This is a genomic window from Okibacterium fritillariae (assembly GCF_052783725.1).
In genome coordinates this window covers 1543548-1566584 of record NZ_CP199917.1, presented here as the reverse complement: position 1 = coordinate 1566584, position 23037 = coordinate 1543548, and the positions used below count along the sequence as shown (strand labels likewise).

The 23037-nt window shown below is 68.8% G+C and carries 19 protein-coding genes, 1 tRNA gene and 1 other RNA gene; 13 read left to right on the top strand and 8 right to left on the bottom strand.

Annotated elements, in window-relative coordinates:
* Positions 1 to 52: 52 nt before the first annotated feature.
* The 4 genes from rnpB to ACUWEX_RS07320 form a co-directional block, all read right to left on the bottom strand.
* Positions 53 to 420: RNase P RNA component class A (gene rnpB / locus ACUWEX_RS07335), an RNA gene on the bottom strand.
* A 22-nt stretch (positions 421 to 442) separates the two neighbouring features.
* On the bottom strand, positions 443 to 865 hold the full coding sequence (locus ACUWEX_RS07330; RefSeq protein ID WP_077053291.1) for a reverse transcriptase-like protein: 423 nt from the start codon (positions 863 to 865) through the stop codon (positions 443 to 445).
* Entirely contained in the window at positions 862 to 1599 is a 738-nt protein-coding gene (locus ACUWEX_RS07325; protein ID WP_445997578.1) for a zinc ribbon domain-containing protein, read from the bottom strand. Before ACUWEX_RS07325 ends, ACUWEX_RS07330 begins: the two co-directional genes overlap by 4 nt.
* A gap of 37 nt (positions 1600 to 1636) precedes the next feature.
* Entirely contained in the window at positions 1637 to 2485 is an 849-nt protein-coding gene (locus ACUWEX_RS07320; protein ID WP_445997577.1) for a Nif3-like dinuclear metal center hexameric protein, read from the bottom strand.
* 138 nt (positions 2486 to 2623) lie between these two features.
* Here ACUWEX_RS07320 and ACUWEX_RS07315 point away from each other — a divergent pair, with 138 nt between their 5' ends.
* Positions 2624 to 3799: a LuxR C-terminal-related transcriptional regulator gene (locus ACUWEX_RS07315; protein ID WP_445997576.1), complete on the top strand. Its 1176-nt coding sequence runs from the start codon at positions 2624 to 2626 to the stop codon at positions 3797 to 3799.
* Between the two features lie 78 nt (positions 3800 to 3877).
* On the opposite strand, the gene ACUWEX_RS07310 is transcribed toward ACUWEX_RS07315, so the two are convergent.
* Entirely contained in the window at positions 3878 to 4621 is a 744-nt protein-coding gene (locus ACUWEX_RS07310; RefSeq protein WP_445997575.1) for a hypothetical protein, read from the bottom strand.
* A gap of 178 nt (positions 4622 to 4799) precedes the next feature.
* Between ACUWEX_RS07310 and ACUWEX_RS07305 the strand changes: the two genes are divergently transcribed.
* Positions 4800 to 5612, top strand: coding sequence for a dienelactone hydrolase family protein (locus tag ACUWEX_RS07305; protein WP_445997574.1), 813 nt, complete (start codon positions 4800 to 4802; stop codon positions 5610 to 5612).
* Positions 5613 to 5745: 133 nt separating this feature from the next.
* Here the strand turns inward: ACUWEX_RS07305 and ACUWEX_RS07300 are convergent.
* Positions 5746 to 5818 (bottom strand) — tRNA-Val (locus tag ACUWEX_RS07300).
* A 50-nt stretch (positions 5819 to 5868) separates the two neighbouring features.
* On the opposite strand from ACUWEX_RS07300, the gene ACUWEX_RS07295 reads away from it, so the two are divergent.
* Positions 5869 to 6558: a hypothetical protein gene (locus tag ACUWEX_RS07295; protein ID WP_445997573.1), complete on the top strand. Its 690-nt coding sequence runs from the start codon at positions 5869 to 5871 to the stop codon at positions 6556 to 6558.
* A 9-nt stretch (positions 6559 to 6567) separates the two neighbouring features.
* Here ACUWEX_RS07295 and ACUWEX_RS07290 read toward each other — a convergent pair whose 3' ends face one another.
* Positions 6568 to 7038, bottom strand: coding sequence for a peroxiredoxin (locus ACUWEX_RS07290; RefSeq protein ID WP_077053298.1), 471 nt, complete (start codon positions 7036 to 7038; stop codon positions 6568 to 6570).
* 299 nt (positions 7039 to 7337) lie between these two features.
* Between ACUWEX_RS07290 and aceE the strand changes: the two genes are divergently transcribed.
* The 6 genes from aceE to ACUWEX_RS07260 all read left to right on the top strand — a co-directional run bounded on the left by aceE (position 7338) and on the right by ACUWEX_RS07260 (position 15058).
* The gene (gene aceE, locus ACUWEX_RS07285; RefSeq protein WP_079727478.1) at positions 7338 to 10064 is read left to right on the top strand and encodes a pyruvate dehydrogenase (acetyl-transferring), homodimeric type; all 2727 of its coding nucleotides are present in this window, start codon (positions 7338 to 7340) and stop codon (positions 10062 to 10064) included.
* Positions 10065 to 10079: 15 nt separating this feature from the next.
* A complete protein-coding gene (locus tag ACUWEX_RS07280) occupies positions 10080 to 11273 on the top strand; it encodes a PucR family transcriptional regulator (RefSeq protein ID WP_445997572.1) in 1194 nt (397 codons plus the stop codon).
* A gap of 97 nt (positions 11274 to 11370) precedes the next feature.
* A complete protein-coding gene (locus ACUWEX_RS07275) occupies positions 11371 to 12282 on the top strand; it encodes an ACP S-malonyltransferase (RefSeq protein ID WP_079727477.1) in 912 nt (303 codons plus the stop codon).
* 91 nt (positions 12283 to 12373) lie between these two features.
* Positions 12374 to 13381: a beta-ketoacyl-ACP synthase III gene (locus ACUWEX_RS07270; RefSeq protein WP_445997571.1), complete on the top strand. Its 1008-nt coding sequence runs from the start codon at positions 12374 to 12376 to the stop codon at positions 13379 to 13381.
* Positions 13382 to 13441: 60 nt separating this feature from the next.
* Entirely contained in the window at positions 13442 to 13690 is a 249-nt protein-coding gene (locus ACUWEX_RS07265) for an acyl carrier protein (protein WP_077053303.1), read from the top strand.
* A gap of 126 nt (positions 13691 to 13816) precedes the next feature.
* Positions 13817 to 15058: a beta-ketoacyl-[acyl-carrier-protein] synthase family protein gene (locus ACUWEX_RS07260; RefSeq protein WP_445997570.1), complete on the top strand. Its 1242-nt coding sequence runs from the start codon at positions 13817 to 13819 to the stop codon at positions 15056 to 15058.
* A 129-nt stretch (positions 15059 to 15187) separates the two neighbouring features.
* On the opposite strand, the gene ACUWEX_RS07255 is transcribed toward ACUWEX_RS07260, so the two are convergent.
* The gene (locus tag ACUWEX_RS07255; RefSeq protein WP_445997569.1) at positions 15188 to 15694 is read right to left on the bottom strand and encodes a DUF3145 domain-containing protein; all 507 of its coding nucleotides are present in this window, start codon (positions 15692 to 15694) and stop codon (positions 15188 to 15190) included.
* Between the two features lie 205 nt (positions 15695 to 15899).
* On the opposite strand from ACUWEX_RS07255, the gene ACUWEX_RS07250 reads away from it, so the two are divergent.
* From ACUWEX_RS07250 to ACUWEX_RS07235, 4 genes are all read left to right on the top strand, one after another.
* Positions 15900 to 16466 (top strand): PadR family transcriptional regulator, encoded by a 567-nt coding sequence (locus ACUWEX_RS07250; RefSeq protein ID WP_445997568.1) that lies wholly within the window; start codon positions 15900 to 15902, stop codon positions 16464 to 16466.
* Entirely contained in the window at positions 16463 to 17419 is a 957-nt protein-coding gene (locus tag ACUWEX_RS07245) for an alpha/beta fold hydrolase (protein ID WP_445997567.1), read from the top strand. Before ACUWEX_RS07250 ends, ACUWEX_RS07245 begins: the two co-directional genes overlap by 4 nt.
* Positions 17420 to 17527: 108 nt before the next feature.
* Complete coding sequence (locus tag ACUWEX_RS07240; protein ID WP_445997566.1) at positions 17528 to 21592, top strand: Pls/PosA family non-ribosomal peptide synthetase; 4065 nt, start codon at positions 17528 to 17530, stop codon at positions 21590 to 21592.
* Positions 21589 to 22959: a M1 family metallopeptidase gene (locus tag ACUWEX_RS07235; protein WP_445997565.1), complete on the top strand. Its 1371-nt coding sequence runs from the start codon at positions 21589 to 21591 to the stop codon at positions 22957 to 22959. Before ACUWEX_RS07240 ends, ACUWEX_RS07235 begins: the two co-directional genes overlap by 4 nt.
* Positions 22960 to 23037 lie beyond the last annotated feature (78 nt).

Here is a 23037-nt window from a genome sequence, read left to right as displayed (position 1 = left end):
GCATCGTCGTTTCCGCTGCGCGGATGTTGCCGCTCCGAGGCAGCAAAGAAGGTGAACGGGTCGGCCGATACGCCGGGTTCTGTCGGCCGCTTGCGCGACCGTGACGGCCATCTCTCTCGGGACTACGTTGCCGCAGCCCTCTAGCGGTCTACCCGAACACGGGACGAGCAGCCCCATGGTGTTCTGTCTGACCTTGCTCCGGACGAGGTTTACCGAGCCGACCAGGTCACCCTGGCCTCTGGTGGTCTCTTACACCACCGTTTCACCCTTACCGCCGGTTGCCCGGCGGCGGTCTACTTTCTGTGGCACTGTCTCGCGGGTTGCCCCGGGTGGGTGTTACCCACCATCCTGCTCTGTGGAGCCCGGACGTTCCTCGGCATCGCACCCGAAGGCGGATGACGCGACCGTCTAGCCGGCCCGTTCGCCTCCAGTCTATCGAGAGCTACTCGGCGAAGCTGACCTTGCGGTCCATGGCCTTATTGGCGATGGCGTCGGCGCGGGAGTTCTCGGCGCGCGGAATCCACTCGAACGTGACCTGGCGCGAGCCGATGAGCGCGTGGGCCTCGCGCGCGAGCTTCTGCATGTCGGGGTGCTTGATCTTCCAGCGGCCCGACATCTGCTCGACCACGAGCTTCGAGTCCATGCGCACGTGCACGACGGCCGTCGGATCGATCTCGAAGGCTTTCTTCAACCCGGCGATCATGCCGTGGTATTCGGCGACGTTATTGGTGGCGATGCCCACATAGACGCCCTCTTCGGCGAGGATCTCGCCGGATGCCTCGTCGATGACGATCGCGCCGCTGCCGGCGATGCCGGGGTTGCCGCGCGAACCGCCGTCGGCCTCGACGACGAAGGAGTGGCTCACCAGAGACCCGACTCTTCGGTGCGCACGACGATGGCGTTGCATTCGGGGCACTGCACAACGGCGTCGATCTCTTGAGCGCGCAGCGACTGCAGGTCGTTGCCCGTGAACGTGATGTTGCAGGCCCCGCAGGTGCCCGCGCGGAAGAGCGCCGCGCCGAAACCGCCGCGTGCACGCAGCTTCTCATAGAGCGCGAGCAGCTCGGGCGTGACCTTCTCGGCCACGGTGTTGCGCTCGCCGGTTGCGGTGCCGAGCTCGCCACTCAGGCGGTCGAGGGCGGCCTCGCGCTCGGCTTCGAGGGTCTGGATGCGAGCGGTGAGCTCGGCCTCGTCGGCCCGGGTCGCGTTCACGACGGCCTCGTCGGTCTCGGCCCGCTCCATGACGACGAGTTCCATCTCTTCGAGGTTGTCGCGGCGACGCTTCAGCGACTCGAGCTCCTGCTCGAACGCCTGCACGTCTTTCGCCGAGGCGGTCTGCTGCAGGCGCTCGGTGTTGCGCGCGACGCGGGCCTCGACCAGCTGCACATCGCTCTCGAGCCGCGAGAGTTCGGCGCGCGTGTCGTCGAGCGTTCCGGTCTCGGTGGCGAGTCGACCGCGCAGCGCGTCGAGCTGCGTGCGCAGCTGCGCGATCTCCGCGTTCTGCGGCAGATTCTTGGTGCGGTGGTTCAACTGAGCGACCGTCGTATCGACGGCCTGGAGCGAGAGCAATTGCTTCTGCTCGGCAAGACTGGCTTTCACACTGATCCCAACGTTGTAGCGATACCTCTATCTTGGCTCATTGCGTGACGACAAAGTCCCACGGATCGGTGCGAATCTCGCTCACGAGCACCTCGACGCCCGGCAGTTCGCGGCGCAGGTGTTCGGCCGCGACATCCAACCAGAGCCATTCGGATGCCCAGTGGGACGTGTCGATGAGGGCGGGGCCGTCGCCCAGTCGCGCCTGCTCGACGAATTCGGACGCCGGATGGTGTCGCAGATCGCTCGTGATGTAGACATCGGATGCCTGCACCGCAGCCTCGCCGGTCAGCGAGTCGCCGGCGCCCCCGCAGAGTGCCACGCGCTGCACCAGTCGGTCGAACTCCCCCGCGACGCGCACACCCGTGGCCGTGGCGGGCAGGATCGTGCCGAGGGCCCGGGCGAGGTCGCCGAGGCGCACGGGTTGCGGCAGAGTGCCGACCCGGCCGATGCCGGCGAGAGGCGCTTCGGGGTCGGCGTCGCGGAGGGGCTGCTCCTTCGAGACCACGATGGGTGAGACGTCGGCGAGGCCGAGGTGCCGGGCGAGCACGGCCGAGGTGCCGTCGGCCACGACATCCGCGTTGGTGTGGGCGGCGAGCAGGGCGCAGTCATTCTTGATGAGCTTCTGCAGCAGCGCGCCCTTGTAGGTAGAGGACGCGATCGTGGTGACACCGCGCAAGAGCAGCGGATGATGCGTCAGCAAGACTCCGGCGCCGCGCTCGACGGCTTCGTCCACCGTCTCGGCGACCGCGTCGACCGCGAGCAGGACGGTGGAAACGGGCTGCTCGGAGGCGCCGGCGATGAGGCCCGAGGCATCCCACGACTCTTGCCCGTCGATCGGCCAGAGCTTTTCGACCACGTCGGTCACGGTGCGCAGGGTGGTAGTCATGACAACCAGCCTAGGCCGGGCGGCACGGTGCTCGACAGGCGTAGATGATCGAGGTGTCGCTGTCAACGGTCGGGCGATTATGCCGGACCCCACCCCTGGATGCGACGATAGAACCGACGCCGAGGGGGACGTGTGGGAATGAAGGCACCGACGATGGAACTCATGCGGCCGGGCCAGGCGCTGCAGCTGGGCCTGCCCGAGCGGGCGCCCGACTTCGCGCGGCTGCTGGTTGCGCCCCCGCTCGACGAGGTTCCGCTCGGCGACCGGGAGTGGCTGCATGAGCGCTACCGCGAGATCGTTCCGATCGTGCTTCTGCCGGCCCTCGTGGCCGTCGAGCAGGGAACACCCGTGCCCGAATCCTGTCTGGTGCGGCTGCGGCACGTGGCCGCCCGCGCTGCCGTCGGGCCCGGCGTGAACTTCTCGGTCGTGCTGCGCGGGGCGTTCCCTGCGCTGAAGGTGTTCTCGGTCGTCATCCGGCACACGCGGAGCGCCAGTCGCGCTCAGACGGTGATCGCGATGGCCCGTGCCTCCCACGTCGCTTATGAGCTCGGCTCGTGTTGGGCCGAGAGCTGGGCCGCTCATCGCGCGCATCTCGACGCGGCGGACGCATCGGACCTTGCGGGTGGCGCAGGGGATGACACCGCGCGCGATTCGGTTGAGCTCGGAGGGAACCCGTTCGGTCAGAGCTCACTGAAGGACCGCGCGGGGAGCACGGGTGCGCAAACGATCGGCCTGCAGGATGCAGTGCCGACGAGTACGCATTCCGACCCCGATACACGGCAGGCCGGCGAGCTTCCGGCCGACCAAGCGCTCACGGACGCCGGGCTCGCAGATGTGGGGCTGTCGGATGTCGAGCTGGCTGCGGCATCCGATGCGTTGACTGCGGACGAAGCGGACATGCTCACGCTCGCCGCCTACGGGTTGTCGAACGAAGAGATCGCGCGGAGTACGCGGTTCAGCCGCCAGACCGTGGCCTGGCATCTGTCGCGGCTCATGCGGAACTGGCGCGCGCCCAACCGCACGGCCCTCGTCGCCGTCGCCTTCGTTCGCGGCGCCCTGGTCGCCCGTGCGCCGCGTCAGACCCATCGTTCGAAGCTCGCGGCGTTGCCGCCCGCGTCCCCGCCCGCCGGGCCGTCGGCAGCGCCGGTCATCGACACAAGCTTGAGGGTGCCACCAGCGACGCCCGACTCAAACTCGACGGCGCCACCAGCGACGCCCGACACAAACTCGACGGCGCCACCAGCGACGCCCGACTCAATCTCGACGGTGCCGCCAGCGGTGCCCGACACAACCGACGCCGCAGAGGCGTCGTGAGCGATGTCTGACCGGGCCGACACGACAGAGGCCCCGCCCACCGACGAGCGGTGAGCGGGGCCTTTCGTCACGCGGCGTCTATCCGAAGTAGTCGTACCACTGGTTCGGGTCTTCGGGGACGCGGTTGGTCTCGCCGCAGGGAGCCTCGCCGCGGCCGGACTCGCCCATGCGCGTCGGGTCGGGAACGTCACGCTGCACGTCGTTCAGGCTCTGCGTGCCGGCGTCCTCCCACACCGAGACGACCTGGCCGGTGGTGAGGCCGATACGGTTCTCGCGCTCGACGACCACTTCGATGGGGCCCGACTCACGCACGAACGGCTCGCCCAGGGTCGCGAAGTTCGTCTGGCCCGAGTTCGCGACGATCTCGTCGGTGTTCGCGGTCGCCGTCGTGGAGGTCTCGGTGTAGCTGCTCTCGACGCCGATGCTGAAGATGTCCTTGATGTCGAGGCCGGCGCTGCCACCGACCGTCCAGGACTGCGAGAACGTCACGGTCTGCATCTGGAGGCGCTTCGTCTGGTTACTCTGGCCGTCGCAGGCCGAAACCTTCGTGTCGGGGACGGACTTCCAGCGCATGAACTGCTGCACGTCACCGCTCGGCTTGTACGTGCAGTTGGCGGAACGGAAGACGCCGCCATCCTTCGAAATCGTCTCTCCGCTGCACAGCTGCTGCAGCTCTTCGCCCGAGAAGCCGGGGGCGTCGGCGGCGTTCGCCGGGGTGACGCCCATTACGGCGCCAAGGATGCCGGCCGACAGCGCCGCCGAGGCGATACCGATCGAACGACGGGTGCGGGTCTTGGTCGGGGTGCTCTGGACATTCGTCATGATGAGGTTCCTTCCGCGTTTCGCTTCTGTGTGGTGTCTTCAGATTGGCGCGGCCGAGGGACGGGCGGAAGGAGCTCATCCGAGTGTTAGTCGATCGACTAATGGTGGAATCGGCCGTGTAGGAAAGAGTCGCCTGGGAAAGGGTCGGATGACGGCCATCCGGTCGTAGGTTGGGGCTATGACCGACACTGCGCCCACGGCAACCCTCGACGGATGGACGAAAGCTCCCTTCACGGGTGGCGGGTTCACGTATGACTGTTACGAGAAGGGCAGCGGGCCGGGCGTCGTCCTGATCCCCGAGATCCCCGGCATCACGCCCCAAGTTCTGGGGCTCGCCGAACATCTCGTGGCCCAAGGGTTCACGGTCGTCGTCCCGTCGCCGTTCGGGCAGCCGGGACGTGCGGCGTCGACCGGGTACATCCTCAAGACCGTGGCCCGGTTGTGCGTCGCGAGCGAGTTCCGTGCCTTCGCCGCCGGGGCGCATCGACCGATCACCGACTACCTGCGTGCGGTTGCCTCCGATCTGGCTTCGCGCACGCCCGGGCGTGGTGTCGGAGTCATCGGGATGTGCTTCACGGGAGGTTTTGCGCTCGCCGTCGCCGTCGACGACTCGGTCGCCGCCTCGGTGTTGAGTCAGCCCGCCGCTCCCTTCCCGATCGGGCGCGCGCGTCAGATGGACCCGACCATGTCGCCCGGCGAATTCGACCGCGTCGCCGAGCGTGCCAGTGCGGGCGAGGTGTGCGCGATCGGCCTGCGGTTCAGTGAGGACTCGAGCGTTCCTCGCGCACGGTTCGCCACGATCGCCGACCGGCTGGGCGACGCGTTCGAGGTCATCGAACTCGACTCCTCGACGGGCAACCCAGATGGTTTCGCCCGCGGCGCCCATTCGGTGCTCACGAACGAGGTGCGCGAGCATCCGCAGAACAGCGCCTACCGTGCCCGGGAGCGGGTCGTAGAGTTCCTGCGCGATCGCCTCAAGGTTGAACACTGAGCCACCGCAACCGCCAGGTCGACGGGACCGTCATCAGCGCCGCCCGCACTGCGCGCGATAAAAACATCCGCACCGCCTGCAAGGCGGGCGATAAACCCGACTGCGCCGCCTGCAAGGCGGGCCATAAATACGGTGGGCCCTACCGGGATCGAACCGATGACATCCACGGTGTAAACGTGGCGCTCTACCAGCTGAGCTAAAGGCCCCTCACCGCGTGACGCGGCAGGCACCCATGTTACGGCATACACTCGGCCTCATGGAACAACACCCGTCGAGGCAGGTGCCGGCCGAGCATCGCTGGCCCGCCATCATCGGGGTGGTCGCGGCCCTGGCGCTGTACACGTTCCTGCCGAACGATCTGCTGAGCGTGCAGCGTTATGTCGTGGTCGGCATTGGACTGCTGCTCGTCATCCCACTTCTCATCCTGAACCCGCACCGGCTGAATCGCGAGACGCGCCTGTCGCGCCTGCTGTCACTCGGCCTCGCGCTCCTCATCCTGGTCGCCAACCAGATCACGCTCGTGCTGCTGATCAAGCTGCTCGTCGAGGGAACCCATGACGGGCCGCCCCTGCTGCTCTCGGCGCTGCAGGTGTGGCTGACGAATGTGATCGCCTTCGCGCTCGTGTTCTGGGAGCTGGACCGCGGCGGGCCCGTTGCCCGCACCCGCCTGGCCCGCGAAAAATTGCAACCGGCAGACTTCCGTTTTCCGCAGGATGAGGACGACGACGCCATCACCGAGGTGCGCGCCCGATCGAGCGCCGTGGCCGACTGGGTGCCGACGTTCGTCGACTACCTCTACTTCTCGCTGTCGAACTCGATGGCATTCTCCCCCACCGACACCATGCCGCTGTCGCATCGCGCGAAGCTGCTCATGGGGTTGGAGGCGCTTGCCGGGTTCATCATCCTGGCGCTTGTCATCGCGCGCGCCGTCAGCCTGATCGGCTGAGCCGGAAACCTAAGCCGGCTGGTGCAGTTCTTCGAGCGCGGCGCGATAGGCGGCCAGCGAGCGGGCCTCGCCGGGCGCCGTAATGAAGCTGGCGCGGATGATGCCCTGCGTGTCGATGATGAAGGTCGCCCGGTTGGAGAGCCCCTTCACGTCGAGGAACACGCCGTACTCCTTGGCGACCTGGCCGTGCGGCCAGAAGTCGGCCAGCAGGTTGAAGTCGTAACCCTCTTGCTCGGCCCAGGCGCGCAGCGTGTGCTTCGAATCGACCGAGATGCCGATGAGCTCGACACCCTCGGTGCGGAACATGGCGATATTGTCGCGCAGGGCGCACAGCTCGCCCGTGCAGATGCCCGAGAACGCGAGGGGGAAGAAGACCAGAACGACGGGACGCTTGCCCCGAAACTCGCTCAGACGGATCAGTTCGCCGTATTGGTTGGCGAGCTCGAAGTCCGGAGCCTGTGTGTCGTTCTCCAAAGCCATGAGTGAAACGTGTCCTTTCAGGCCGCGTGAGCCTGGCATCGATGCGGCAGGGGTGTGCGCGCCTAACGTAGGCCGATCGTACTCCTCACCTCGCGCGTGTCAAACGAAGGCTGAACAGAACCTGAACGCCACTCGGATGCGGGGGCTCGCGGCATCCTCGTGTGCAGGTGTGCGCGTGGTCACCGAAACCGCCCGAAGTGGCTAGGCTGGAGTGTGGTGCCCGATGGCCACAACACGGCTATCCACTCCTGTGCGCACCGCCCATCAGGCACGATCTGCCGCGTAGAGAAAGGTCGACGGTGACTGTAAACAACCAGGACCCGTATTCGGTCAGCGACAACGACATCGATCCCGAAGAAACTTCGGAATGGAACGAATCGCTCGAACAACTCGTTGAGGTCCACGGCCGCGGGCGTGCCCGCGAGATCATGCTCAGCTTGCTGAAGCGGTCGCGCGAACTGCACCTCGGTGTGCCCATGGTTCCGACCACGGACTACATCAACACCATCGCTTCCGAGAACGAACCCGAGTTCCCCGGCAACGAAGAACTCGAGCGCCGCTACCGCGCATGGATCCGCTGGAACGCGGCCATCACGGTGCACCGGGCACAGCGGCCCGGCATCGGTGTGGGCGGCCACATCTCGACGTACGCGTCATCCGCCGCTCTCTATGAGGTCGGCTTCAACCACTTCTTCCGTGGGCAAGACCACGCGGGCGGCGGCGACCAGATCTTCATCCAGGGTCACGCCTCCCCCGGCACCTACGCACGCGCCTTCCTCGAGGGCCGCCTCACGACCGACCAGCTCGACGGGTTCCGTCAAGAGAAGTCGCACGCCCCCAACGGCCTGTCGTCCTACCCGCACCCGCGCCTCATGCCCGAGTTCTGGCAGTTCCCGACCGTGTCGATGGGCCTCGGCCCGATCAACGCCATCTACCAGGCGCAGGCCAACCGCTACCTCACCAACCGCGGCATCAAGGATGCGTCCGACCAGCAGGTCTGGGCGTTCCTCGGCGACGGCGAGATGGACGAGGTCGAGTCCCGCGGCCAGCTGCAGGTCGCGGCCAACGAGGGCCTCGACAACCTGAACTTCGTCATCAACTGCAACCTGCAGCGACTCGACGGACCGGTGCGCGGCAACGGCAAGATCATCCAGGAGCTCGAGAGCTTCTTCCGCGGTGCCGGCTGGAACGTCATCAAGGTCATCTGGGGCCGCGAGTGGGACTCGCTGCTCGAGAACGACACCGAGGGCGCGCTGCTCAACCTCATGAACAGCACCCCCGACGGCGACTTCCAGACCTACAAGGCCGAGTCGGGCGCGTACATCCGCGAGAACTTCTTCGGCCGCGACGAGCGCGCCGCGAAGCTCGTCGAGGACTACTCCGACGACGACATCTGGAACCTCAAGCGCGGTGGCCACGACTACCGCAAGGTCTACGCCGCATTCAAGGCCGCCTCCGAGCACAAGGGCCAGCCGACCGTCATCCTGGCGCACACCGTGAAGGGCTACGGCCTCGGCCCGCACTTCGAGGGTCGCAACGCGACGCACCAGATGAAGAAGATGACGCTCGACAACCTCAAGACGTTCCGCGACGCGATGCACATCCCCATCACCGACGCGCAGCTCGAAGAGAACCCCTACCAGCCGCCGTACTTCAAGCCGGCGGACGACGACGAGGCGATCCAGTACCTGCACGACCGCCGCAAGGCCTTGGGCGGATACGTTCCCGAGCGCCGCTCGAAGTACACCGACATCACGCTGCCCGACGATTCGGCCTACGCCATCGCCAAGAAGGGCTCCGGCACGCAAGAGATCGCCACCACCATGGCGTTCGTGCGCACGCTGAAAGACCTGATGCGTGACAAGCAGTTCGGCAACCGCGTCGTGCCGATCATCCCCGACGAGGCCCGCACGTTCGGTATCGACGCCTTCTTCCCGACGTCGAAGATCTACAACCCGAACGGCCAGCACTACACGTCGGTCGACCGCGAACTGCTGCTCGCCTACAAGGAGAGCCCGCAGGGCCAGCTCGTGCACGTGGGCATCAACGAGGCCGGAGCATCCGCCGCCTTCACGGCCCTCGGCACGACCTACTCGACGCAGGGCGAGCCGCTCATCCCGGTCTACGTCTTCTACTCGATGTTCGGCTTCCAGCGCACCGGCGACGCCCTCTGGGCAGCCGGCGACCAGATGGCCCGCGGGTTCATCATGGGCGCCACGGCCGGTCGCACGACGCTCACGGGCGAAGGCCTGCAGCACGCCGACGGCCACTCGCCGTTGCTCGCCGCGACCAACCCCGCCGTCGTCACCTACGACCCGGCCTACGGCTACGAGATCGGCCACATCCTGCGCGCCGGCCTCGACCGCATGTACGGCGGACACCACGAAGACCCCAACGTGATGTACTACATCACCCTCTACAACGAGCCCATCGTGCAGCCGAAAGAGCCCGAGAACCTCGATGTGGAAGGCCTGTTGAAGGGCATCTACAAGGTCAACGAGTCCGCGCACGACGGCATCAAGACGCAGATCCTCGCGTCCGGTGTCGCCCTGCCGTGGGCCCTCGAAGCCCAGGAGCTGCTCGCCAACGACTGGGGCGTCTCTGCGGATGTCTGGAGCGTCACCAGCTGGAACGAGCTGCGTCGCGAAGGCCTCGCCGCCGACGAGCACAACTTCCTCAACCCGCACGAGGACGAGCGCATCCCGTTCGTCACGCAGAAGCTGCAGGGCACCGAGGGACCGGTCGTCGCGGTGAGCGACTACTCGCACGCCGTGCCCGACCAGATCCGCCAGTTCGTGCCGAACGACTTCGCCACCCTGGGTGCCGACAACTTCGGCTTCTCGGACACGCGCGCCGCAGCCCGTCGATTCTTCAAGATCGACGGACCGTCGGTGGTCGTACGCACGCTCGAGCTGCTCGCCAAGCAGGGCAAGGTCGACCGCTCGCTCGCGTCGCAGGCCATCGAGAAGTACCGTCTGCACGATGTGAACGCGGGCACCTCCGGCAACGCCGGCGGCGAGAGCTAAGCTCAGCCACCCACCGTGCCACGAACGAAAGAGGAGACGCTCGCCTGGCTGCGCCGCATCAGCGGCGAGCTGGCGACCGTCACATTGAAACGGCTCGAAGACACGCTGCCCTGGTATGTAGAAATGCCGCCGGGGCGGCGGTCGGCGGTCGGACTGGTCGCGCAGGCGGGCATCTCCTCGTTCATCTCCTGGTACGAAGACCCCCAGAGCACCCCGTGGATCGCCGCCGACGTGTTCGGCGCCGCCCCGCGTGAACTGCTGCGATCGGTGAGCCTGCAGCAGACGCTGCAGCTCATCCGCGTGGTCGTCGAAGTCGTCGAGGAACGCGTCGCCGACAAGGGCGAACACCTGCGCGAAGGCATCCTGCTCTATTCGCGCGAGATCGCCTTCGCCTCGGCCGACGTCTACGCGCGGGCCGCCGAAGCGCGCGGCCTCTGGGATGCGCGCCTCGAAGCGCTCGTCGTCGACTCGATCCTGTCCGGCGAGGCCGACGACGAACTGCCGTCGCGCATCGCCGCCCTCGGCTGGCACGGGCACGGAGAAGTCGCCGTGCTCGTCGGCACGACTCCCCCGCAGCTCGACGTCGACCAGCTGCGACGCACGGCCCGGCACCTGTCGGCCGACGTGCTGATCGGTGTGCAGGGCAGCCGCCTCGTGCTCGTCATCGGGCGCGCCGAGGTGCGCGAGACCGACGACGAGAACGGCGGCTCGACACAGCCCCTCAGCTTCATGGAGATCGCCCGGCAGCTCGAGACCGGTTTCGGCGCGGGACACCTCGTGCTCGGACATCCGGTGCCGACACTCGTCGAAGCCTCTCGCAGCGCACGGGCGGCCCTCGCCGGGTTCGCCGTCGCTCGGTCGTGGCGGCACGCCCCGCGCCCGGTGCAGGCCGACGAGCTGCTGCCCGAACGCGCCCTGGCCGGCGACCCCCTGGCCCGCACCACCCTGATCGAGAAGGTCTACCGGCCGCTGCACGCGCACTCGGCCGAACTCGTCAACACGCTCTGGTGCTACCTCGACAACGGGCGCTCACTCGAGGCCACGGCGCGCGAACTCTTCGTGCACCCCAACACCGTGCGCTATCGGCTGAAACGCGTCTCGGATGTCATCGGGTGGGACGCCACGGGCGCGCGCGAGTCGCTCATCCTGCAGTCCGCCCTCATCCTCGGGTCGATCGCCGAACCCGAGCAGACCAAGCGCCGCCGCTGAGACATCCGGCCCATTTTGCCGAAACCAACAAAGGGTTTGGCGATAGTTGTGCCGTGTTCAACACCCGAAACGCTCGACCTGTTGGCAGACTAAGAGCGTGATCGTCATTGTCTGCCCGGGTCAGGGCTCCCAAACTCCCGGTTTCCTCACTCCCTGGTTGCAGGATGCCGAGGCCCGCGACCTGCTCGCCGGCTACTCCGAGGCGGCCGGTGTCGACCTCGAGAAGCACGGCACCGAGTCCGACGCCGACACCATCCGCGACACGGCCGTCGCCCAGCCGCTCATCGTCGCGGCCGGCCTGCTCACGCTGCACGCCCTGCGCCGCGCCGGTGCGCTCGACACGATCGGCGGCATCGCGGGCCACTCCGTCGGCGAGATCACCGCGGCCGTCGGTGCCGGCATCCTCACCGAAGACGCCGCCATGCGCTTCGTCGCCGCACGAGCCCGCTACATGGCCGAGGCCGCGGGTCAGGCATCCACCGGCATGAGCGCCGTGCTGGGTGGAGACGAAGCAGCCCTGCTCGAACGCCTCGCCGAGCTGGGGCTCGAACCCGCCAACTTCAACGGCGGCGGCCAGATCGTCGTCGCCGGCGCCACCGACGCCCTCGCCGAACTCGCCGCAGAACCGCTGCGCGGAACCCGTGTCATCCCGCTGCAAGTCGCCGGCGCCTTCCACACGCGCTACATGCTCGCGGCACGCGACGCCCTCGCGGCCGACGCCGCGGCCCTCACGCCCGCCGACCCCACGCTCACGCTCTGGTCGAACCACGACGGCGCCGTCGTCACCTCGGGGGCCGAGTTCGTCTCGTCTCTCGTGGCCCAGGTCTCGTCGCCCGTTCGCTGGGACCGCTGCATGGAGTCCTTCCAGGCCGCCGGGCTCGACGGCCTGGTCGAACTGGCACCCGCCGGCGCGCTCACCGGGCTCGCCAAACGCGGACTCAAGGGTGTAGCGTCCGTTGCGATCAAGACCCCGGACGACCTCCAGGCCGCCCTCGAACTCGTTTCCTGATTTCCCTTCACCGGATGCCGCAGCCCGCGACGACGGTGACATTGCCTGGTCGATTCCCGGATCGGCCCGAACGACGCTTGGATTCTCCCCTATGACTTCACTCCCCGCCCTGCAGCAGTCCACCGGACCGCGGTTCACGCGCATCTACGCCCTGGGCGCCGCCCGCGGCGACCTCGTCGTGCCGAACGAAGACATCATCGGCCCCATCAACTCCTCGGACGAGTGGATCCGCCAGCGCACCGGTGTCATCACGCGCCGCCGCGCCTCCGAGAACATCACGGCCGTCGACCTGGCCGAAGAGGCCTCGCGCGAAGCGATCGAGAAGTCGGGCGTCGACCCGCAGAAGATCGGCGCCGTGCTCGTCTCCACCGTGAGCAACACCGTGCAGACCCCCTCGATGGCCGCGCTGCTCGCCGACCGCGTGGGCGCCAACCCGGCAGCGGCCTACGACATCTCGGCCGCCTGCGCCGGTTACACCTACGGCATCGCCCAGGCCGACGCGCTCATTCGCGCCGGACTCGCAGAATACGTGCTCGTCGTCGGTGCCGAGAAGCTCAGCGACATCATCGATCCCACCGACCGCACCATCTCGTTCCTGCTGGGTGATGGCGCCGGCGCGGCCGTCGTCGGCCCGAGCGACTCCGCGGGCATCTCGGCCTCGGTCTGGGGCTCGGATGGCTCGAAGTGGGACGCCGTCGGCATGTCCGGCACGCTGAAGGACTACCGCACGAACGGTGCCGAATGGCCGACGCTCCGCCAGGAGGGCCCGACCGTGTTCCGCTGGGCCGTGTGGGAGATGGCGAAGGTCGCACAGGAGGCGCTCGACAAGGCGGGTGTGACGAGCGACCAGCTGGCCGCCTTCATCCCCCACCAGGCCAACATGCGCATCGTCGACGAGTTCGCGAAGCAGCTCAAGCTGCCCGACACGGTCGTCATCGCGCGAGACATCGAAACCACCGGAAACACGTCGGCCGCGTCCATCCCGCTCGCCGCCCACCGCCTGCTCGCCGAGAACCCCGAACTGTCGGGTGGACTGGCGCTGCAGATCGGCTTCGGTGCCGGCCTCGTTTTCGGCGCCCAAGTGGTCGTTCTGCCGTAAATACCGTCCGTCCTCACCTAAACTGGGTGACGGTCAATCGACACCCCCAAGGAGATAAAAATGGCATTGTCCAACGAAGAAGTACTTGCCGGCCTGGCCGAGCTCATCAACGACGAGACTGGCATCGCGACCGACACGGTCGAGCTGGACAAGTCGTTCACCGACGACCTCGACATCGACTCCATCTCGATGATGACGATCGTCGTCAACGCCGAAGAGAAGTTCGACGTCAAGATCCCCGACGAAGAGGTCAAGAACCTCAAGACCGTCGGCGACGCCGTCACCTTCATCGTTCAGGCTCAGGGCTAATTCGGCGCGGCCCTCGGGTCACGCCAACCAGCTTCTCCGCGACGGGGGCCACGGTTCCAGGACTCGTTCCTGGGCCACGCCCCCGTCGCGAGCCAGATCGCACCGTACTTTCAGAGAGTTTGTCGAATGACCCCCAAACGTATTGTTGTGACCGGCCTCGGAGGCACCTCGCCGCTCGGAGGCACCGCCGACGAATCGTGGCGCAACCTGCTCGCCGGCCAGTCCGGAGCGTCGACCCTCGAACAGGAATGGGCCTCGAAGTACGAGCTGCCCGTGCAGTTCGCCGCCCAGGCCCGCGTGCCCGCGTCCGAGGTGCTCGAGCGCGTCGAGACCAAGCGTCTCGACCCCTCCAGCCAGTTCGCGCTCATCGCCGGGCGTGAGGCCTGGAAGAACGCCGGCACCCCCGAGGTCGAGCCCGAACGCCTCGGCGTCGACTGGGCCACCGGCATCGGCGGCGTGTGGACACTCCTCGACGCGTGGGATGCCCTGCGCGAGCGAGGCCCCCGCCGCGTCATGCCCATGACCGTGCCCATGCTCATGCCCAACGCCCCGGCCGCCGCCGTCGGCATGGACCTCGGCGCCCGCGCCGGAGCCCGCACCGTCGTGTCGGCCTGCGCGTCCAGCACCGAGTCCATCGCCAACGCCTACGAGCACCTGCAGCAGGGCCACGCCGACATCATCGTCGCCGGCGGTTCCGAGGCGGCCATCAACCCACTTCCGCTCGCGGCCTTCGCCTCGATGCAGGCCCTGTCGAAGCGCGGCGACGACCCCGCGACGGCCTCCCGCCCCTACGACGTGACGCGCGACGGCTTCGTGCTCGGAGAGGGCGCGGCCGCCCTCGTGCTCGAGACCCTCGAACACGCCGAAGCCCGCGGCGCAACGATCTACGCCGAACTCGTCGGCGGAGCGGTCACCAGCGACGCCTACCACATCACCGCGCCCGACCCCGAGGGCTCCGCCGCCGCGCGCGCCATGCTCGAGGTCGTGCAGAACGCCGGTGCCTCACTCACGGATGTCGTGCACGTCAACGCACACGCCACGTCGACGCCCGTCGGAGACATCGCCGAATACAACGCCCTGCGCCGCGTCTTCGGCGACCACCTCGACAACATCGCCGTCAGCGCCACGAAGGCTTCCACCGGGCACCTGCTCGGCGGCGCTGGCGCGATCGAGGCGCTCTTCACCGTGATGGCGCTGCACGAGCGCATCATGCCGCCCACGATCAACCTCACCGAACAAGACCCCGAGATCCACCTCGATGTCGTGACCTCGCCGCGCAAGCTGCCCGATGGCGACCTGCTCGCGATCAGCAACTCGTTCGGCTTCGGCGGGCACAACTCGGTCATCGGGTTCCGCAGCTTCAACTAGTCGACGCGCTCGATAACAGACACCCAGACACAGACAGAAGGCCCCGGCGGTATTCCGCCAGGGCCTTCTGTTCATCTGTGGGGGTGTGCGCCGGAGGATGTGCTCCGCTCGCGTCACCCGGGTGGGTGGTCAGCCCACGTGGTGCAGCCACACGACCGGTGCCGCCTGGTCGCCGGCGTAACGGAACGCCTCGAGTTCGTCGTCCCACGGCTGGCCGAGCGCGCCACTCAGTTCCTGCTGCAGCAGGTGTGCGTTCGCGCCCGCGGTGGACATGGCGGCACGGATGCGGTCTTCAGGGATGACGATGCTGCCGCCCGCATCCGTCTGGGCGAAGAAGATGCCGAGATCGGGCGTGTGCAGCCACCGACCGCCGTCGGAGCCGGGGCTCGCGTCTTCGGCGATCTCGTAGCGCAGGTGCTCCCAGCCGCGCAGGGCAGAGGCGAGTGCCGCGCCGGTGCCCTGTGGGCCCTCCCACACGAACTCAGCACGCTTGGCGCCCCGCAGGACGGGTTGCTCGGCCCAGTCGAAGTTCACCGCACGACCAAGAGCGCGACCTGCGGCCCATTCGACATGGGGGCAGAGCGCGCGGGGAGACGAGTGGATGAACACCACTCCTCTGGTTGACGTCGCCTGCATCTCATCCTCCGTTCACTGCGGTGCGTCTTCCCCTACGACCGCTCGGATGATTCGAGATGCTGCTTCTGAAGTTATAGTCCCGATTATCACCCAGGGTCAGGGCAAAAACAACCGACATTCCGGCACGGCGGCCGATACCCAGGCTGGGAGCATCCCTATACTGAGCAGAGGTTTCCGATCGGGGGCCCGAGCCGAGGGGTGCAGCATGTCGGTACGAGCCGGACTTCTCGCTATTTTGAGCCTCGGGCCCGCCTATGGTCTGCAGGTGCGCGACGAGTTTCTCGACCGCGCCCCGCACCGCACGAGCGTCAACGTCGGCCAGATCTACAGCACCCTCGACCGCCTCATGACGGCGGGCCTCGTGTGCAATCGCGGCATGACCGACGACGGCCTCCCTCTCTACGGCCTGACGGATGCGGGCGAGAACGCGGTGGCCGAGTGGGTCGGCGCGGCCGAGACGAACGTGGGTGACCGGATCGACGACCTGCTCGACCAGGTGTTGATCGTCTCATCGCTGCCGGGGGTGGATGTCGCCCCCGTCGTCGCGGGCTATCGGGCGCAGTTGGCGCTCGGCGAACACGGCGAGGGGGGCGACGGCAGCGCGAACGTGCAGCGCGGGGCGGCCGAGGCGGCGAGGCGCAGCATCCGCGGGGCGATCGTGGCGTGGCTGGACGAGTTCGAGCGGACGATCGCCGCGGGCCCCGATGCATCCCGGCCCCAGCGCGACGTGCGGCCGAGTCGCGGCCGGCGCCCGGGGTCGACGCTCGCATGAACGTGTCGACGGATGGCGCGGCGCTCGTGCTCGATGCCGGCACCCTCGGCTTGCAGCGCCGCGAGATCGAGACGACCCTGGGGCGCGTCGTCGTCCACACCCGGGCCGGGGTTGTCGGCGCGGGGACGCCCCTCGTTCTTCTGCACGGCGCCGCCGGATCATGGAGCACGTGGACACCGCTCATCGCCGAGTGGGACCGTCGGGGCGATATGGCCGGCCGGGCGCTCGTGCTGGTGGACTTTCCCGGCTGGGGTGAGTCGCCGTTCCCGGGTGATGAGGGTGCCTACACGATCGAGGCTCTCGGGCAGACCGTGCTCGAAGCTGCCGACGCCGTGCTCGACGCGCGAACGGCCGCCACACGCTACCGGCTGGTCGGGCATTCGCTGGGCGGGTTCGTCGCCCTGCACCTCGCCGCCGCCGCACCCGAGCGCGTGAGCCGCGTCGACCTCGTGTCGGCCGTGAGCTTCGCGGTCATCGACAGCGGCGCCCATCCGGTGCGCGCGTTCCGGCGTCTGCCGGGGTTCACGGGGCTCTTGCAGGGCATGCGTTTTCTCAGCATCCTGCCCGGCCGGGGCGCGCCGCTCGTGCGCTTCCTGACGCGCCTCGGGTTGCTCCCGCTGCTCGTATCGCCCCTGTTCGACCGGCGGCGGCCCGTTCATCCGAGCGTCGTCGCCGCCCTCGGCGAGGAACTCCGGCCCCGCGCGTTCGTGGCGGGCACCCGACGCGCGGCCCGGTATCCGGCCGCGGAGCGGTGGCGACGCATCACGTGCCCCGTGCACCTGGTCTCGGGCGACCGCGACGTCTTCGTGGCCCGTGACGATCCGGCCGCGCTTGCCCGCACCGTGCCCACGTTGCGGCGCACACGGCTGGCCGACACGGGCCACTTCGCCCACATCGAGAACCTCGACGGCACGCTCGAGGCCTGGGGTTCCGACACGCGGTCGGCGGGCTGAGCGGATGCCTGCCTCCCCCGCGCTTTGCCATCCGTTCAACGACCGTCTACCTCCGCTCCGTAGCCTGGCAGCACCCGAACCAGCCTCACGACACCATCGGAGCCCGGCGTGACCGAAACGCTCGATACCCCCGCCGACAACGAAGCCGCACGTCTGCTCGAACGCGGCGCTCTCGCATCCGCACCGCGCACGCTGATCGATATCCTGCGCGAAACGACGGCGCGGCATCCCGACGCCTCGGCGCTGGAAGACGCCCGAGGCGCCCTCAGCTATCGCGAGCTCATGGCCAACGTCGTGCGGGTGGCTGCGCGCCTCGTCGAGGACGGTGTGGGCCGCGGCGATCGCGTGGGCGTGCGACTGGCCTCGGGTTCTCGCGAGCTGTACATCGCCATCCTCGCGGTCATGGCCGCCGGCGCCGCCTACGTGCCCGTGGATGTCGACGACCCCGACGAACGCGCCGACCTCGTGTTCCGCGAGGCCCGGGTGCGGGGCACTCTCACGGCCGACGGCTGGCTCGAGGGGCCGGACGGCACCACCCGCACGCGCATCTTCGACGGCACCGTGCCCCACGCGAGCACCCACTCGCAGCCCATGCTCACGCCCCCGACGCCCGACGACGACGCCTGGATCATCTTCACCTCGGGGTCGACGGGCACGCCCAAGGGCGTGGCCGTGACGCATCGGTCGGCCGCGGCCTTCGTCGACGCCGAGGCGCGCCTGTTCCTCGCCGACGAACCCATCGGCCCCGACGACCGGGTGCTCGCGGCTCTCTCGGTCGCGTTCGACGCCTCCTGCGAGGAGATGTGGCTCGCCTGGCGGAACGGCGCCTGCCTCGTGCCCGCGCCGCGATCGCTCGTGCGCACGGGCTCCGACCTCGGCCCCTGGCTGACGACCCACGGCATCTCGGTCGTGTCGACGGTGCCGACCTTGGCGAGCCTCTGGCCAGACGATTCGCTCGAGAACATCCGCCTGCTGATCTTCGGCGGCGAGGTGTGCCCGCCCGAACTCGTCGCACGCGTCGCGGTGCCGGGGCGCGAGGTCTGGAACACCTATGGCCCGACCGAGGCGACCGTCGTGGCGTGCGCGGCCCTGCTGCACGCGGGAGAACCCGTGCGCATCGGCCTGCCCCTCGACGGCTGGGACCTCGCGGTCATCGGCGACGACGGCTCGCCCGTGCGCGGTGACGAGGTGGGCGAACTGGTCATCGGTGGCGTCGGCCTGGCCCGCTATCTCGACCCGCAGAAGGATGCCGAGAAATACGCCACGCTGCCGTCTCTCGGCTGGGAGCGCGCCTATCGCTCGGGCGACCGTGTGCGCTTCGACGGCGAGGGTCTCGTGTTCGCGGGCCGCGTCGACGACCAGGTGAAGATCGGCGGCCGCCGCATCGAGCTGGGCGAGATCGAGGCGGCGCTGCAGAAGCTGCCCGGCGTCTCGGCCGCGGCCGTCGCCGTGCAGAAGACCGAGGCCGGCAACACCGTGCTGGTCGGCTATCTCGCGGTGGCCGACCCGCAGGTCTTCGATCACGCGGGCGCGACGCATGCCCTGCGCGACGAATTACCGGCGGCGCTCGTGCCCGTGCTCGCTCCCCTCGACACCCTGCCGACGCGCACGTCGGGCAAGGTCGACCGCGGCGCCCTGCCGTGGCCGCTCCCCGCCGCGGACTCTCTTCCGGGTGGTGCGGGCGGCCGGCGCGGCGATCGCGGCGACGAGCAAGGCGATGCCTCCCCCGCCGAGGTCCTTTTCCGCAGCGTGGCGGCCGATTGGCAGGCCGTGCTCGGCATCCCCGTGTCGGATGCCGACGCGAACTTCTTCGATCTCGGGGGCGGTTCGCTCTCGGCCGCCCAATTGGTGGGCCGCCTGCGCAGCCACGTCCCCGAGTACACGGTCGCCGATCTCTACGACCACCCGCGGCTCGGAGCCCTGTGCGACGACCTGCTCGAACGCCGCGCGGATGCCGCCGCCGACGCGGCCGCGCACGCGAACGCCGGCGGCCGCGCACGCAGCTCCGACCACGTCGTCCCACCCGTGCCCCGCTCGATGCAGGTCTTCCAGACACTCGCGGGCCTCGTGCTGCATCTGGTCGGCGGCATCCGCTGGACCGCCATCGCCCTCGGCATCGCCACCCTGCTGCACGCGATCGACGACCTGTCGAACAATACGTCCTTCGACGCGCTCCCCACGGCCCCGCTGTGGTTCGTCGTGCCCGCCCTGCTGCTCTTCGCGACCCCCCTCGGCCGCATGGTGTTGTCGGTGGTCGTCGCGCGCGTGTTGCTTCACGGGGTTCGACCGGGCGATCACCCGCGCGGAGGCTCGGTGCACCGCCGACTCTGGTTCGCCGAGCAGATGCAGACGTCGATCGGCGCGGTCTCGCTCGCGGGCGCGCCCTGGATCGTCTACTACGCCCGTGCGCTCGGCGCCAAGATCGCCCCCGACGTCGACCTGCACACCGTTCCTCCCGTGACGGGCATGCTCACCATCGGCCGCGGCGCATCCATCGAACCGGAGGTCGACCTGTCGGGCTACTGGATCGACGGGGATGTCGTGCGGCTCGGCTCCATCCGCATCGGCGCCGAATCGTCGGTGGGTGCGCGCAGCACGCTCGCTCCGGGAACGCGTCTCGGCCGGGGCGCCGAAGTCATCGCGGGGTCCGCCGTCTTCGGGCGGGTTCCGGCCGGCCAGCAGTGGGCCGGTTCACCGGCCGTCCGCGTCGGCCGCTCGCGCGCCTGGTGGCCGGGGGCGCGCCCGGCCAAGCGCACACGCTGGGTGGCCGCCTTCGGGGCGTCGTCGGTGGCCCTCGCCGGCATCCCCGTGCTCTCGTTCGCGCTGGGCGTGGCGGTCGTCGCGGTGTCCATCACCGACGCTCCCGATCTGGGCGCCGTGCTCCTCCGCGCGCTGGCCGGCATCGTGCCCGCCACCCTGGCCGCGGGTCTTCTGCTCGCCGCCCTCGTCGTGGTCTGCGTGCGCATCCTCAGCATCGGCGTGACCGCCGGCGTCCATCCGGTGCGCAGCCGCGTGGGCTGGCAGGTCTGGTCGATCGAACGGCTGCTCGACCTCGCACGCTCGTTCCTCTTCCCGCTCTACTCCAGCCTCTTCACGCCCGTGTGGCTGCGCCTGCTCGGGGCGGATGTCGGGCGCAACGTCGAGGCATCCACCGTGTTGCTCGTGCCCTCGATGACGACGGTGCGCGACGGGGCGTTCCTCGCCGACGACACCCTCGTCGCCTCCTACGAGCTGGGCGGCGGATGGTTGCGCATCTCCCCCGTCGTCATCGGCAAACGAGCGTTCCTCGGCAACTCGGGCATGGCCGGCTCGGGTCGCAACGTTCCGAAGGGCGCTCTCGTGGCGGTGCTGTCGGCCGCACCCCGCAAGTCGAAGCCCGGCACGTCGTGGCTCGGATCACCGCCCGTGCAATTGCGCCGCTCGGCCGAAACCGGCGACCAGAGTCGCACCTACGAGCCGCCCACGCGCCTGCGTGTCGCGCGAACCATCTGGGAGCTGCTGCGCGTCGTGCCCGTGATCGTGAGCGCGTCGCTCGGCCTGCTCGTGATCGTCGCGCTGCTCGCGGCGGCCGATGCCGGTGGGGTGGGACTCGCGATCATCGCGTCGCCGTTCGTGCTCACCGCGGCTGCAGCGCTGGCGGCCGTCGTCACGTCGGCGGCCAAATGGGTGCTCGTCGGCCGGATTCGTGAGTCGGAGCATCCGCTCTGGTCGTCGTTCGTGTGGCGCACCGAGGTGGCCGACACGTTCGTCGAGATGACGGCGGCACCCTGGTTCGCGCGCTTAGCCTCGGGAACGCCCGCGCTCGTGTGGTGGCTGCGCAGTCTGGGCTCGCACATCGGCCGCGGTGTGTGGTGCGAGAGCTACTGGTTGCCCGAGGCAGATCTCGTCACCCTGGGCGACGGCAGCACCGTCAACCGCGGCTGCGTTGTGCAAACACACCTCTTTCATGATCGAATCATGTCTATGGATTCGGTCACCCTCGCGGCCGGCTCGACACTCGGGCCGCACAGCGTCATTCTCCCCGCCGCCACGATCGGTTCCCACGCCACGGTCGGGCCCGCGTCGCTCGTCATGCGCGGCGAGACCGTGCCCGCGTCGAGCCGCTGGTCGGGCAACCCCATCGGCCCGTGGCGCGACGTCACGACCGCCGACTATCGCGTCGTCGCCCCGTGACGGGCGCCCCGGCGGCACACAACGCCGACCCCTACATTCCGGCCCTCGGCAACGACGGCTACCGCAGTGTGCACTACGACCTCGAGCTCGATTATCGGGTGGCGACGAATCGGCTCACGGCGACCGCGACCATCACGGCGATCGCGGATGGCGTGGACGCCGCGAGTTCCGGCACCGACACCCAGCCCCTCGAGCGCATCGAGTTCGACCTCGCGGGCCTGAGCGTCTCGTCGGTCTCGGTCGACGGCGTGCGCACGCCCAAGGTGCGCCAGGTGCGCAACAAGGTCGTCATCCATCCGCGCGAACCCATCGCCCCCGGCGCGACCTTCGAGGTGCGCATCGCCTATGCGGGCGCCCCGAAGCCCCGTCGCAGCCGCTGGGGACTCGTCGGCTGGGAAGAGTTGCAGGACGGCGTGATCGTCGCGTCGCAGCCATCCGGGGCGTCGTCGTGGTACCCGTGCAACGACCTGCCGAGCGACAAGGCGAGCTACCGCATCCAGGTCACGTGCGAACGCGACTATGCGGTCGTCTGCAACGGCGTGCTCGAGGCAAGCTCGACGACGGGCGGCCGCACGCGCTGGGTATACGAGCAATCCGAGCCGACGTCCTCCTATCTGACGGCTGTGCACATCGGGCGCTACCGCCGCGAACGCATGACCGTCAGCCCGACCTCGTCGCCCGTGACCATCCACGCCGCCTTCCCGCCGGCACTCGGCGCGCGCGTGAAACACGACTTCCGTGACCTTCCCGCGATGGTGGATGTCTTCAGCCAGCGTTTCGGCCCCTACCCGTTCCCCGAGTACACCGTGGTCGTGACCGAGGACGAGCTCGAGATCCCGCTCGAAGCCCAGGGCCTCGCGTCATTCGGATCGAACCACGCCGACGGGCATGGCGGCTCCGAGCGGCTGATCGCCCACGAGCTGGCCCACCAGTGGTTCGGCAACTCGGTGGGCCTGCGGTCGTGGCGGCACATCTGGCTGAACGAGGGCTTTGCCTGCTATGCCGAGTGGATCTGGGCCGAAGCGTCGGGCGGGCCCACCGCGGATGCCTCGGCGCGCTCGCACCACGGGCGACTGTCGGCCTCCCCTCAAGACCTCGTCCTCGGCGACCCCGGCGCGGACGACCTCTTCGACGACCGGGTCTATAAGAGAGGCGCGCTCCTGTTGCACGCCCTGCGCCTGATGCTCGGCGATGACGGTTTCTTCGCGCTCGTCACGGCCTGGACGACGCGCTTCCGGCACGCGACCGCCGAGACCTCGGACTTCACGCAGCTGGCGCGCGAGGCCGCCGGGCGACCCCTGGATGACTTCTTCCGCGAGTGGCTCGAACAGCCCGAGTTGCCGCGGCTCCCGGCACCTCGCCGCTAACGCAGCTGACGCCGCAGACGCCGCAGACACTGTTGACACTGTTGACACTGTCGATGCTGTCGACGCTGTCGACGCCGC